Source organism: Burkholderia sp. BCC1999 (genome assembly GCF_905339975.1).
Lineage (GTDB): Bacteria > Pseudomonadota > Gammaproteobacteria > Burkholderiales > Burkholderiaceae > Burkholderia.
Genome location: NZ_CAJPHP010000001.1, coordinates 510,545 through 523,725, shown reverse-complemented (window position 1 = coordinate 523,725; position 13,181 = coordinate 510,545). Strand labels below are relative to the sequence as shown.

The following is a 13,181-nucleotide window of genomic DNA, read 5'->3' as shown; positions in this document are numbered from 1 at the left end:
CTCGATCAGGGAGAAAACGTCATGAAATCCGCATCCGAATTGAAGCAAGCCGCGCGACGCGTGCTGGCGTGCACGACGGTCGGGATCGTGGCGGTCGCGCCGGCCGCTTGGGCGCAGAACGTGCAGCGCCAGGACGCAGGCAACGGCGCGCCGAGTCAGTCGACGGACATGTCGACGCCGGGTACCACCGGCACCATGGCTGCGCCGCCGCCGGCCGACACGCAGCGGCACACCGCGCCGCGCGTCACGCGTTCGCACAGCGGATCGGCCGGCCATGTGAAGCCGGGGCCCACTGGCGCGGGCGGCAGCGGCGATGCAGGCGGTGGCACGGGTGCCGGCAACGGCAGTTCGCCCGGATCGACGGGAACGGGCGGCGGTGGGGCCGGCAGCGCGGGTTCCAGCGGTTATTGACGGTGTCGTGCCGGCGCGGCCGGCACGACGCGATGGCGGCGCCGTTTCCCGGGACGGGCGCGCGACCACCACGCAGGAGGACATCATGCAATCGAATTCCCGGATTTGGCTGGAGAACGACGAGATCGACGGCGATGCGCTCGACGTGGACGATCTCGACACCACCGTCCATGTCGACGTCGCGACGGGCAGGGTCATGTTCCATGCGGCGTGGGCAAACGCGCTCGAGGCGCCGCCCGAGGCGGCACGGTATTCCGTCGTGCTCGCGCTCGATTGCGACACGATGGAGCATTACGCGGATCTCGACGACGGCGCACGCACACGCGTGCATGCGATGCTGCACGAGGCCGTGCAGCAGATGCTCGACCAGTTGCCCGACACCGACGAGTACCTGACGCTGACGATCGAACTGACCGATGCGATGCTCGACGCGGCGCGGCACCTGCAGTAACTGCAGAGGGACGATGCGTCGCATCGGATTACATCCCGTTGAAATCTTTGCAGCCGGGCAGGTGGCGATGTCGAACCGGCCGGCCAGGCGCCGCGTGCCGGCCTTCGCGCAATCGCGGGTCGTTCCCCGGCCGGTGTCGCGATACGAGCGGGTGCGACCCTGCGCGTGCACGTGCAGCAGCCCGGGCGGCCGGCACGCCGATTGCTGCGCGACCGATACGGCACGACGTGTGCCGTCCATCCCAAGGAGGCATTCATGAGCGGCAGGCTGGAGCATTGCAAGGTGGCCATCCTCGCGGTCGACGGCTTCGAGGAAGCCGAACTCGTCGAGCCGCAGCGCGCGCTCTCGGCCGAAGGCGCGCAGGTCGACGTGATTTCGCAGAAACGTGGCGAGATCCAGGGTTTCCGGCACGTCGACAAGGGCGAACGCGTGAAGGTCGACCGCACGTTCGACGATGCGCGCGAAGGCGATTACGACGCGGTGGTGCTGCCTGGCGGCGTCGTGAACAGCGACGCGATCCGGATGCTGCCGGCGGCGCGTGAATTCGTGACGGCGGCCGTCGGCGCCGGCAAGCCGATCGCGGCGATCTGCCATGGTGGCTGGCTGCTCGTGTCGGCCGGGCTCGTGGAAGGCCGCACGATGACGAGCTGGCCGAGTTTGCAGGACGATATTCGTCACGCGGGCGGCAAGTGGGTCGACGAGGAAGTCGTGCGCGACGGCAACCTGATCACGAGCCGCAAGCCGGCCGACCTGCCGGCGTTCAGTGGCGCACTGGTCGAACGCCTCGCGTCGCGGGGGGCGTAAGCCGATGCCGGCCGATTCTGCCCGCCGCGTGACGCTGACCGACGCGCCGCCCGTGTTCGACGGCGCGGCGCTGCAGTTGCGTTTCGTCGTCGAGGTCGACGGCGCGCAGCAGGCCTGTGCGATCACGGTCGAAGCGCTGGAAGATCACTTCGGCGCGCAGTCCGTGCTGGAGGCCGATCTGCGCGATGCGTTCGAGCGCGGCCGTGCGCGCATCGAGGCCGCGTGTGCGGACGTGCTGGCCGACGGCGGCGGGGCGGACGTGGTGCTGCATAGCGGCTATTTCCGTGCTCCGGGCGGTCGGGCGCGGGCCGGGCTGTTTCGTCCGGGGAAGTCCTGACATCCGTCGCGCTTCCCGAAGCGTCATTCCGTACCCCATCCAGCTATCCGGCCATCCACCATTACACGCCGTTGAAAACTTTGCCGCACGTCGCAGGCGTCGCTCGGTGCCGCATCGCGCCACGCGCCGACCGCGCGGTGCAGTTCGCGTGGGTATCGACTGGCACGGTCCCTGCATGTATGACCTGTTGCCGGCGCACGATTCGCGCCGCATGCCGATGCAACGCATTCGTCGCATCGTACGTAGCCGCAGACGGGGAAACGAACATGCTGACCGCCCATGAATTCGCCGCGCTGTTCCTGGTGCATCACGCGCCGGAACAGATCCAGATCGACCGCGACGATGTCGTCGCCCTCGTCGAGCAACACCTGATCGTGATGCGGCGCGACGACGCGTCGGGCAAGCACCGGCCCGTGTTGACGGCTGGCGGGCTGTCGGTCCTGAAGTGCGTGCAGCGGCATGACGGGGTCGAGACCGACGCGACCGACTTGAACGACGTGACCGACGCGTGATACGTGATGCATGGCTGCGCGCGGTGTTCACCGCGCGATCGCGACGCACGCGTTGACGGGTACGACGGGTGTCCGGCCGTCGAACGGTGGCACCGGCAGGAAGCGGTCGATCACGCCGGCCTCGAACAGCAGGCAGTACGTCGACCCGCCGAACTGGAAATAACCGATCTCGTCGCCTTTGTCGACGCGCTGCCCCGGCACGACGTCGATCACGCACGACGACACGTCGCCCATCCCGACGAACACGGCCGCCACGGTGCCGATCCCGGGATCGTCGCAGGAGAGCGCGACCACCGCGCGCGTGGCGACGGCTGTCATGTAACCCTGCGAGTCGTTCAGCCCGGCTGGGTCCGGGCCTTCCGCTTCCGCGACCGAGTAGTAGGTACCGTCGATGCGGTACGCATGCGTGACGACGCCTCGTACCGGCGCGTGCCAGCGATGGTAGTTGTATGCGCTGAGATAGGCCTGGTAGACATCGCCGCCGACGAAGCGCTCGGCGAGCGGAAGCCATGCCGGCGTGAAGAGGTCGCGCAGCGAATACGGCTGCGTCTTGATCCAGAACGTGTCGCGCAGCTTCACGTTCGCTTCGGTGTGATACGGCGACGCCTCGCACGCGCTGACGATCACGTGCGGATCGTCGGGCGCCGCGACCGGCCGCGCGCCGTCGCGAAAGCGCCGCGTGAAGAAGTCGTTCCACGAATCGAAGCCCAGATACGGCTGGTCGTCGCGATACCGGAACTGCGACAGCCCGAGACGTTTGCGTGCTTCGTCGCAGAACCAGCCGTCGGGCGCCGACGCGTCGAGATGCTCGCGCGAATGCGGGCCGCCGAGAAAATCGCACCACGCGTTCAGCACGCGCTTCAGGTGCGCGTTGACGGTCTCGTCGCGAAACACTGCATGACCCGACGGCATGCACATCGGCCAGTCGAGGAATGCATTGATCGGGCAGACGATCAGGCTCGTTTCGCTGAAAGGAGGCGTATAGGTCATCAGGTGATCGAGCACCGTCATCAGTTCGCCGATCGATGCGTAGCCGAGCCGCATGCCCGCGTCGAGCGCTTCGTCTATCGCGCGGGTCAGGCCCATCCGTAGGACGGCATGGTCGTCGAACAGCCGCGCGAGTTCCTGCACGGCCGGCGTGCGCAATGAGTCGCCGGCATGCGCGCGGGCCTCTGCCGTGATCTTGTCGCGGAACGCGGCCATGTGGGCTTCTTCGTGCGCCATCCAGTCGCCGAGCCGATGGCGCGTGGCGGGCGGTGTGTTGCGGTCGGTCGGCATCGCTCTCTCCAGACGTCGATTCAGCACGAAAGTGAGCAGCAAGATGCTTGCCCGGTGGCGGCACCGAAATTGCGGCGATCGTTCGTTTTTCATGAAACGGGAGAGGAAGATGGGTGCGGCTTCGAATGCACGGCAGACGAACAAGACAAGCGCGACCGGCGCGCGTCGCAGCGGCGAACCGCACACGGTGACGCCGACGCGCACACGGGTGCGAGCGGCCAAGTCGGCGTCGCGTGGCACGCGTCGGCCGGCGGGACGCGGGACGAGCGGGCCGGTGGCCGCGCACGATGGCGACGGGAAGGGGCGGCCGCTCTGGGAGGACGATGGCGGTGCAATGCCGCCGGAAGAGTGGTCGTGAGGTAGCAATCGCGTCAGAGCGCTTCGCACCGTCGCCGACGATCGCTGGCACGCCACGCACGGCTCGTGCTGGCCGGGGCGGTCGCTTTCAACCGCCGGCACGCACCGCCACGAGCACCGCAACTGGCAACCCGGCCAGACAGCGACCGAGCGGCAGCGCCCCGTCAGCCCCATCGATCGAATCCCGACCATTCAGCCAGTCGATCCAGGGTCCGTCGATTCCGCGCGGCAGCACGACCGCCGTATCGCCCCACCGCGCGGGCGCCACGCGCGGCATCCCGGGCGCTTCTCCAAGCAACCGGCTCGCGAGCCGCGTTGCGACGATCACCACGGTGGCGGCTTCGTGGCACCGCGCGAACGCTACCGCGTGACGCCCGAGCCGGCCGCGCACACGCAGCGGCACGTACGCGCCGTCCGTAAACGTCGCCGGCCACCGCGCGCGCAGCGCAAGCATCCGCTCGACCAGCGCCCGCTTCACGCGCGCATCGGGCCATGCCGCCAGGTACGACGCGACAGGCTCGTCGACCCGTTCGGCCGCCAGAGCTGCAAACGGCACGTCGCGCCGGTTGTCCGGATCGACGAGCGAGTGGTCCCAGCATTCGGTTCCCTGATACAGGTCCGGCACGCCGGGCGATGCGATCCGCAGCGCCGTCTGCGCCAGGCTGTTGACGACACCGGCCGGCGCGATCCGCGCGACGAACGCATGCAGCCGGTGCGCGAAATCGCCGTTGCCGCGCGGGGTCAGGATCGCGCGGACGAACGCTTCGCACGCATGCTCGTAGTCCAGTTCGGGCGCCAGCCAGTCGCTGTACTGCTTCGCTTCGCGCAATGCTTTCGTCTGCCACTGCGCCACGCGCGCGGCGAGGTCGACGAGTCCGGCCGCATCGTCGGGCGCCAGTGCCGGCGGCCAGCAGCCGACGAGCGTCTGGTACAGCATTGCCTCCGCGGCCGGCCCCGGCGCCCATGCTAGGTCGCGATGCGCGCGGCCGCGGTGCGGCAGGTTCAGCACACTCCAGTCGAGCGATACCGCGCGCCAGGCATCGGGGATCTCGCTGAGCACCGCGAGCCGCGCACGTGCGTCCTCGCCGCGCTTGTGGTCGTGCGTGGCCGTCGCGACGAGCCCGTGCGGCACGGTGCGCGCGCGGCGGCGGTTGCGCGCATGGAATGCGCCGCGCGACAGGCCGAAGTCGCCGGCATCGGCGCCGACTTCGTTGCGCGACAGCAGCCGGCCGTAGCGATAGTGGGCCGTATCCTCGACGCCTTTCGCGGCGAGCGGTGCGGTGAGCTGCGCGAACGCGATGCGCGCCGCGACCAGCGCGTCGGCGTCCGCGCGCGGCACGCGCGCGACCGGCAAGCCCAGCCACGCGGTGACACGATCGAGCGCGAACCGGTCGGCCGGATCGACGGCCGCGCACGCGCTTTCGTACGCCTGCGCAAGTACGCAGCGGTCGGCATCGGCCGGTTCGTCGCGCGGCGCCGGATACATCCGGTACACGGGCAGCCGCACCGCCAGTTCTCCCAGCACGCGCCGAATCGCGATCAGACTGACGTCCCGCGTGGCGGGCGACGCGCGCGCGATCCCGTGCAGCAGCCGCGCGACGCGCGCATGCTCGACGGCGAGCTGGCGCATCAACACGCGCCGCTTGCCGTCGAGCGCGTCCTGCGCGAACGTGTGCGACGAGCCCGACACGGCTGCCCAGTGCGCGGCGAGCGGTTCGGCACCGGTGGGGTCGTGCAGCAGCGCGCCGACATCGTTCATGAAGTCGTAGCCGGTCGTGCCTTCGACGGCCCAGTCGGCGGGAAGCGATTCGCCCGGCGCGAGAATCTTCTCGACGACGACATACGGTCGTGCCTGACGCTGCGCGGCGAGTCGTTCATGCAGCCGCCGGCAGTACGCGCGTGGGTCGGCGAGGCCGTCGACGTGATCGATGCGCAGGCCGTCGACGAGCCCGGCCGCGTGCAGGCGCAACGGCAGCGCATGAACGGCGTCGAACACCGCGTCGTCGTCGACGCGTACGGCGGCAAGCGTCGCAATGTCGAAGAAGCGCCGCCAGTTCAGCTCGTCGGCGGCCGTGCGCCACCACGCGAGCCGGTAGTGCTGGCGTTCGAGCAGCCGGTGCAGGCAGGTGCGCGAGCGCGCAACGCGCGGGTCGGCGCCGCGCAGCACCGCGTCGAGCGCGTGCGGGCCGTGCGCGGCCGCGTAATCGCTCAGCGCCGCATGCGCGGCGGCCAGCCGTGCGCTGTCGCGGGCCGGCGCGGCATCGAAGCGCTCGGCGAGCGCGTTCAGGTCCGCGCGGTTCGCGATGCGCAGGATGTCCGCGTAGGTGGCGGCCGCGACCGGCAGCCGCCGTCCGGGGCACGCGAAGAAGAAGCGCCCGCTGGCCGGGTCGGCGCCGAGCGTGATGTCGCCGGCCGTGAGCGCGTCGGCATAGGGCACGCCGAGACATGGCAGCAGCACCTTGCCGTCGAGTGCCGGATCGGGCGGATGCCAGTCGATATCGAAGTAGTGCGCGTACGGGCTCGCGGGGCCCCATTCGAGCACGTCGTTCCACCAGCCGTTCGACGATCCGCCGACGCCCATGTGGTTCGGCACGATGTCGACGATCACACCGAGGCCGTGCGCGCGCAACGCGTCGACGAGCCTGACGAAACCGGCTTCGCCGCCGAGTTCGGGATTGAGCGTGCCGTAATCCACGGTGTCGTAGCCGTGCCGCGAGCCCGGTTCGGCCGTCGCGACCGGCGACAGGTACAGGTGGCTCGCGCCGAGCCGCGCGAAGTAACCGGCGTGCGCGGCCGCGTCGTCGAACGTGAAGCCCGCATGGAGCTGCAGCCGCAGCGTCGCGCACGGTGTCATGTGCCGCGTTCCCTTGAACGACGTGCCTGCACGATGGCCGCGATGCGTTCGCGCACATCGGCGTCGAACAGCGTGTCGATCGCACGCGGCAGCCGTTGTCGCCAGTTCGGATGGCCGCATGGCGGGCCCGGCAGGTTCGGCTGCGCGTCCAGCGCGAGCAGATCCTCGAGCGGCAGGATCGCGAGCGGCGACGGACTGTGCGCGACGTACGCAAGGATCGCGCCGACCGGCGGCGCATCGGCCGGCGGGGCGTCGTCATCGGCCGGTGCACAGCCCGCTTGCTGCAGCGCGCGCCACAACGCCGCGCGTTCGGTCGCGCGTTTCGCGTGCGCGGCGACAAGGTCGGGATGACGGGCGGGCGGTTGCGCGCCATCGTCGGCGTCAGGCCTGAGCACCGCGCGTTGCACGATTTCGTCGGAATCGTGCGCGCTCGCATCGTCCGGTGCCGGTGCAGCGACATCGCAAGCATCCGTTTCGTCGTGCCGATGCGCGGCACCGGCCGCGAGCCGCCGCCATTCCAGATCGACGCCGCGCCACCACCCGGCCACGGTCGGCAGATCATGCGTCGACGTCGTCGCGATGGCGTCACGGTCCCACGTGGACGGCGGCCGGAATGTGCCACCCACCTCGCGCTCGAACCACAGCACACGCATGCCCGCGACCCCCTGTGCGCCGAGCCGTTCGCGGAATCCGGCCGGCACGGTGCCGAGATCCTCGCCGATCGGGATCGCACGATGGCGGGCCGCCTCGAGCGCGACGAGCCGCACGAGATCGTCGAGCGGATAGCGCAGGTACGCGCCGTCGCGAGGCGAGCCGCCGTCCGGCACGATCCACATCCGCGCGAAACCGAGCACATGATCGATGCGGATGCCGCCCGCATGCGCGAACGCGGCGCGCAACAGTTCGATGAACGGCACGAAGCCGTCGGCGCGCAGCGCAGCGGGCGTCCAGGTCGCGACGCCCCACGCCTGGCCGGCCGCGTTGAACAGGTCAGGGGGCGCGCCGAGCGACACACCGCGCAGCAGCGCCGAACCCTGCGCCCACGCGTCGCTGCCCGCGCGATCGGAGCCGACCGCGAGATCGGCGATCAGCCCGGTCGCCATGCCGGCGCCGCGCGCCGCGTGCTGCGCGTCGCCGAGCGCGCGCGATGCACACCACTGCAGGAACGTGTAGAACGTGATCGTGTCGGCATGCGCGTGCGCGAACGCATCGACTTCGGCCGATTCCGGCGTGCGCCACGGGGCCGGCCATTGCCGCCAGTCGGCACCGAGCCCGTGTTCGAGGCAGAACGCCTGCAGCGCGTCGAAGCGTGCATGCGCGTCGAGCGCGGCACCGCCCGTCGCACGAAACCGCTGGAACGCGTCGCGCTCCGGCGCATCGCCGGCATGCCAGGCATCGAAGCATGCGCGCAGGCGGCGCAGTTTCATCGGCAGCACGCGCGGCCAGTCGATCAGCGGTGTATCGGTGGTCGCACCGGATGCAGAATGGGCGGCCTCGGCGCCCGGCACTGCGTCGCAATCGAGATACGCGACGTTGTGCCAGCGCCGCGATGACGGCGAATACGGGCTGTCGTGCGTGGACAGCGCCGGATAACCGGCGTGCGTCGGGCTGATGGCCACGGCTTGCGCGCCGTGCCGTGCCGCGTGTGCGGCCAGCCGCGCGAGCGCCGTATAGTCGCCGGCGCCGCCGTCGCCGGTGCGGCGCAGGCTGTAGAGCTGCGCCGCGATGCCCCAGCGGTTGCCCGCATCGGCCGAACGTGTGTCGAACGGGCGGGTGCGCGGCGGCGCGATCGTCAGCCCGACGCGTCGATCGCCGACGTCGAGCGAGTGATAACCGGGCATCGCGAGCGGTGGCAGTGTGCCGTGTTCGTCCACGCGTCCGTCGATGTGCCCGCCCGCTTCGAGCGTGATCCGGAAGCGCGCGCCCGGCGGCGCGATGGCGGCGGGCAGTGGTAGCGGCAGGCCGGCGTCGCCAGTCACGATGCGCGGCGGCGCTGCGTTCTCATCGGCGAGCGCCGCCGCGCTGTCGACGCGCTGAGCCGCGGTGCCGCACGGCCAGCCGAGGGCGTCCACGAGCGCGGCGAGCGCCTCGTCATCCACCCGCCGCGCGACGCCGCCCGCGTCGGTCCAGTCGGTTTCCAGGCCGGCCGCCTGCGCGAGTACCGCGATCGAGACGTCGGTCGTCATGATTGGTCCCGCCCGTTCGCGCGGTGATGCCGCGCATCGTGATTGACCGCACCGTCACGCCACGCGATGCACGCACGTGGCGGCAACCGCAGGTTGCGCAACCGGTCGCGGGCGCGTGGCGGTGTCTCGAACACGAGCTTGCCGACCGGCAGTTCGGACAACATCGCATCATGCGAGCCGAGGTTCAGCGCGATCGTCAGCGTGTTGCCGTCGCCGAGGCGCCAACGCGCGACGAGCGCCTGCGGGTCGCCGTCTCCCGCGAGCAGGTCGACGCCGAGCGCGTGCGCGCCCGGCAGATGCGGCATCACGAGCACCGCGCGCACGGCCAGTGCGCTGCGGTAGAAGCGCTGCCAGGCGGCCGCGTCGGGCCAGGTGTCGTCCGGCGGATGGTGCGACGACGAACGGACGAACGTCGCGATGTCGTTCGGATCGGGAATCTGGTCGCGATGTGCGGGATCGGCGAACGCGGGAAACGCCGCGAATTCGCGGCGCCGGCCTTCGCGCACGGCATCGGCGAGTGTGCCGCGATAGTCGGTGAAGAACTGGAACGGCTGCGTGCTGCCGTCTTCCTCGCCCATGAACAGCAGCGGGATCGGCGGCGCGAGCAGCATCAGCGCGGTGGCGGCGCGTAGCGCGTCGTCGTTGGCGAGTGCGCGCAGCCGCTCGCCGAACGCGCGGTTGCCGATCTGGTCGTGGTTCTGCAGGAACGTGACGAACGCGGTGGGCGGCAGGTGCGCGCTCGGCTCGCCGCGCGCGGCGCCGTCGTGCAGCGGCGACGGTTCGCCCTGGTACGCGAACCCTTCGCCGAGCGTGCGGGCGAAATGGTGCAGCGGTGTGTCGGCGTACGCGCGGTAATAGCCGTCATGCTCGCCGGTCAGCAGCACGTGCGCGCTGTTGTGGAAGTCGTCGTTCCACTGCGCGTCGAAGCCGCCGGGGCCGAGCAGGCTCGCCGCATTGCGCTCGTTCTCGAGCACGAGATGAATGTGGCGCGCGTCGCCTGCGTACGCGCGCACGCGGCGGGCGAGTTCGCGCAGCCACGCATCGTCGTCGATGGCGTGTGCGGCGTCGATGCGCAAGCCGTCGAAGCGAAATTCGTCGAGCCAGTACAGCGCGTTGTCGATGAAGAACGCGCTCGTCTGCGTGCACGAGAAGTCGATTGCCGGCCCCCAGGCGGTCTGCCGATCCGCGCGGAAGAATGCGGGCGCATAGCGCGGAAGCAAGTTGCCTTCGGGGCCGAAATGGTTGTACACGACGTCGAGGAACACCTGCAGGCCGAGGCCATGCGCGGAATCGACGAGCGCCTTCAGTTCCTCGGGCCGTCCGTACGAGGTGTCGGGCGCGAACGGCAATACGCCGTCGTAGCCCCAGTTGCGCGTGCCGGGAAACGCGTTGACGGGCATCAGCTCGACCGCGGTCACGCCGAGCGCGGCGATCGACGGCAGCCGCCGTTCGACACTCGCGTAGCCGCCGCAGGCGCCGACGTGCAGCTCGTACAGCACCGTCTCGTGCCACGGGCGGCCGCGCCAAGCGTCGTGGCGCCAGCGATAGGCGGCCGGATCGACGACCTGGCTCGGGCCGTCCACGCCGCCGGGCTGGAAGCGCGACGCGGGATCGGGCACGACGAGGCCGCCGTCGAGCCGGTATCGATACAGCGCGCCGGGGCCGCACGCCGCGACCGTCTCGAACCAGCCGTCGCCGACGGGTGTCATCGGGATCACGTGTTCGCTGTCGTCGTGCAGCTCGACGGCGGCCGCGCGGCTCGCGGGCGCCCACAGCCGGAAGCGCGTGCGGTCGACATCGACGCAGGTGGCGCCGAACGACGATTCGAATGCCTGCGAGCCGGGGGGAGGGTCGAAACGGGAGGTCATGGCGGTTCTCACGAAGGCGGATCGGGCGGTACGGCCGCGACCGCGATCGCGGCCGCGTGCGCGGCGACGTCGAGGCCGTCGGCTGGCCAGTTGCGCGGGCCGGCGTCGGGTGTGGCCGTGTCGGCCAGCACGCGGTACTCGAGCATGGGTGCGGGCGGCACGAACACGATCGTCTCCGACGACGCGTTCAGCATCACGAGCAATGCCTCGGTGCGGCCGGTGCGGCCCGTGCCGACGCGCCGCATCGTCAGCGCGCGGCGTTCGCGGTCCTGCCACGCAGGCACGGTCAGCGCTTCGCCGCGTTCGTCGAACCAGCCGATCTCCGCCATGCCCGGCGCGCCGTCACGGTCGCCCGACGGATAGCCGGGCGCCGACATCACCGGATACATGCGCCGCAGCGCGGCGAGCCGCGATACGAAGCGCATCAGCGTCACGGCCTCGTCGCTGCGCGCCAGGTCCCAGTCGAGCCACGACAGTTCGTTGTCCTGGCAGTAGGCATTGTTGTTGCCGTGCTGCGTGCGGCCGAATTCGTCGCCGGCCACCAGCATCGGCGTGCCGAGCGCGGTGAACAGCGTCGCGAGCATCGACCGCGCGACGCGGGTCCGCACCGCGCGGATCGCCGCATCGTCGGTCGGCCCTTCGACGCCCCAGTTCGCGCTGCAGTTGTCGTCGCGGCCGTCGCGGTTGTCCTCGCCGTTCGCGTCGTTGTGCTTGGCCGAATACGACACGAGATCGGCGAGCGTGAAGCCGTCGTGCGCGGTGACGAAATTGACCGACGCCCACGTATGCCGCCGGTGGTGATTGAACAGGTCGGCCGAGCCGGCGAGCCGCGCGGCAAGCTCCGGTCGCTGCCCCGCATCGCCGCGCCAGAAGCGGCGAACGGTGTCGCGAAAGCGGTCGTTCCATTCGGCGAAGCCGGGCGGATGGCGGCCGAGCTGGTAGCCGCCGGGGCCGAGATCCCACGGTTCGGTGATCAGCTTGCGCTGCGAGAGCACCGGATCCTGCCGCAACGCGTCGAAGAACCCTGCGCCGGGATCGAAGCCGTGCTCCTCGCGGCCGAGCGTCACGCCGAGGTCGAAGCGGAAGCCGTCGATGTTGAACGCGGTGGCCCAGTAGCGCAGCGAGTCCATCACCATCTGCACGACGCGCGGATGCGACAGGTTCAGCGTGTTGCCGCAGCCCGTTTCGTCGACATGAAACCGGTGGTCGCCCGGCACGAGCCGGTAGTAGCTCGCGTTGTCGAGGCCGCGCCAGGACAGCGTCGGGCCGAGCTCGTTGCCCTCGCACGTGTGGTTGTAGACGACGTCGAGCACGACCTCGATGCCGGCCGCATGCAGCTGGCGGATCGCGATGCGCATTTCGTCGAGCCGCCGCGTCGCGAGATACGCGGGCTCCGGCGCGAAGAACGCGGCCGTGTCGTAGCCCCAGTAGTTGCGCAGCCCGCGGTTCACGAGCGCGCGCTGCTGCAGGAATGCATGGATCGGCAGCAGCTCGACCGTCGTCACGCCGATCGACAGCAGATGATCGATGAACGCCGGATGCGCGAACGCCGCGAACGTGCCGCGCTCGGGCACGCGCAACCCGGCGCGCCGCATCGACGCGCCGCGCACATGCGTCTCGTAGATCACCGTGTTGCGCCATGCCACGCGCGGGCGCCGGTCGGTGCTCCAGTCGAACGCCTCGTCGACCACCACGCACTTCGGCATCGCGGGCGCCGAATCGCGGCGGTCCAGCGACAGGTCCGCGCGATTCGAATGCACGCGATAGCCGAACAGCGCGTCCGACCAGCGGAACTGGCCGACCAGCTTGCGCGCGTACGGGTCGAGCAGCAGCTTGGTCGGGTTGAAGCGGTGACCATGCTGCGGCTGGTACGGGCCGTCCGCGCGAAATCCGTACACGGTGCCCGGATGCGCGTTGGGCAGGTAGCCGTGCCATACCTCGTCGGTGCATTCGGGCAGGTCGAGGCGCGCGAGTTCCTTGCGGCCGGTCGGATCGAACACGCACAGCTGGATGCGCTGCGCATGCGCGGAAAACACCGCGAAGTTGGTTCCGAGACCGTCCCAGGTCGCACCGAGCGGATAGCTGCGGCCGGATTCGAGACGGGCGGGCAGGGCGGTCGGCAT

General features: G+C 70.4%; 10 protein-coding genes. 5 read left to right on the top strand and 5 right to left on the bottom strand.

Annotated elements, in window-relative coordinates; translation table 11 throughout:
* Window positions 1–21 precede the first annotated feature (21 nt).
* The 5 genes from U5809_RS02265 to U5809_RS02245 all read left to right on the top strand — a co-directional run bounded on the left by U5809_RS02265 (window position 22) and on the right by U5809_RS02245 (window position 2,515).
* Window positions 22–411, top strand: a complete 390-nt coding sequence (locus tag U5809_RS02265; protein WP_322085310.1) for a hypothetical protein — start codon at window positions 22–24, stop codon at window positions 409–411.
* Between the two features lie 85 nt (window positions 412–496).
* On the top strand, window positions 497–862 hold the full coding sequence (locus tag U5809_RS02260; RefSeq protein ID WP_322085309.1) for a hypothetical protein: 366 nt from the start codon (window positions 497–499) through the stop codon (window positions 860–862).
* Between the two features lie 255 nt (window positions 863–1,117).
* Window positions 1,118–1,666, top strand: a complete 549-nt coding sequence (locus U5809_RS02255; protein WP_322085308.1) for a type 1 glutamine amidotransferase domain-containing protein — start codon at window positions 1,118–1,120, stop codon at window positions 1,664–1,666.
* Between the two features lie 4 nt (window positions 1,667–1,670).
* Window positions 1,671–2,003: a DUF1488 domain-containing protein gene (locus tag U5809_RS02250; protein WP_322085307.1), complete on the top strand. Its 333-nt coding sequence runs from the start codon at window positions 1,671–1,673 to the stop codon at window positions 2,001–2,003.
* 266 nt (window positions 2,004–2,269) lie between these two features.
* Complete coding sequence (locus tag U5809_RS02245; RefSeq protein WP_322085306.1) at window positions 2,270–2,515, top strand: hypothetical protein; 246 nt, start codon at window positions 2,270–2,272, stop codon at window positions 2,513–2,515.
* 27 nt (window positions 2,516–2,542) lie between these two features.
* On the opposite strand, the gene U5809_RS02240 is transcribed toward U5809_RS02245, so the two are convergent.
* From U5809_RS02240 to glgX, 5 genes are all read right to left on the bottom strand, one after another.
* Window positions 2,543–3,793: a phosphatidylserine decarboxylase family protein gene (locus U5809_RS02240; RefSeq protein ID WP_322085305.1), complete on the bottom strand. Its 1,251-nt coding sequence runs from the start codon at window positions 3,791–3,793 to the stop codon at window positions 2,543–2,545.
* A gap of 445 nt (window positions 3,794–4,238) precedes the next feature.
* Window positions 4,239–7,004 carry a malto-oligosyltrehalose synthase gene (treY, locus tag U5809_RS02235; protein ID WP_322085304.1) on the bottom strand — a complete coding sequence of 922 codons (2,766 nt, stop codon included), beginning with the start codon at window positions 7,002–7,004 and terminating at the stop codon, window positions 4,239–4,241.
* Window positions 7,001–9,190, bottom strand: coding sequence for a 4-alpha-glucanotransferase (gene malQ / locus U5809_RS02230; protein WP_322085303.1), 2,190 nt, complete (start codon window positions 9,188–9,190; stop codon window positions 7,001–7,003). Before malQ ends, treY begins: the two co-directional genes overlap by 4 nt.
* Window positions 9,187–11,058 carry a malto-oligosyltrehalose trehalohydrolase gene (gene treZ, locus U5809_RS02225; RefSeq protein ID WP_322085302.1) on the bottom strand — a complete coding sequence of 624 codons (1,872 nt, stop codon included), beginning with the start codon at window positions 11,056–11,058 and terminating at the stop codon, window positions 9,187–9,189. Before treZ ends, malQ begins: the two co-directional genes overlap by 4 nt.
* A gap of 8 nt (window positions 11,059–11,066) precedes the next feature.
* Window positions 11,067–13,181 (bottom strand): glycogen debranching protein GlgX, encoded by a 2,115-nt coding sequence (gene glgX / locus U5809_RS02220; protein ID WP_322085301.1) that lies wholly within the window; start codon window positions 13,179–13,181, stop codon window positions 11,067–11,069.

Coding starts and splice junctions, on each gene's coding strand:
- U5809_RS02265 (WP_322085310.1), top strand. CDS start 22: ATGAAATCCGCATCCGAATTGAAGCAAGCCGCGCGACGCGTGCTGGCG.
- U5809_RS02255 (WP_322085308.1), top strand. CDS start 1,118: ATGAGCGGCAGGCTGGAGCATTGCAAGGTGGCCATCCTCGCGGTCGAC.
- treY (WP_322085304.1), bottom strand. CDS start 7,004: ATGACACCGTGCGCGACGCTGCGGCTGCAGCTCCATGCGGGCTTCACG.
- glgX (WP_322085301.1), bottom strand. CDS start 13,181: ATGCCGACCGCCCTGCCCGCCCGTCTCGAATCCGGCCGCAGCTATCCG.
- U5809_RS02260 (WP_322085309.1), top strand. CDS start 497: ATGCAATCGAATTCCCGGATTTGGCTGGAGAACGACGAGATCGACGGC.
- U5809_RS02245 (WP_322085306.1), top strand. CDS start 2,270: ATGCTGACCGCCCATGAATTCGCCGCGCTGTTCCTGGTGCATCACGCG.
- U5809_RS02240 (WP_322085305.1), bottom strand. CDS start 3,793: ATGCCGACCGACCGCAACACACCGCCCGCCACGCGCCATCGGCTCGGC.
- treZ (WP_322085302.1), bottom strand. CDS start 11,058: ATGACCTCCCGTTTCGACCCTCCCCCCGGCTCGCAGGCATTCGAATCG.
- malQ (WP_322085303.1), bottom strand. CDS start 9,190: ATGACGACCGACGTCTCGATCGCGGTACTCGCGCAGGCGGCCGGCCTG.
- U5809_RS02250 (WP_322085307.1), top strand. CDS start 1,671: ATGCCGGCCGATTCTGCCCGCCGCGTGACGCTGACCGACGCGCCGCCC.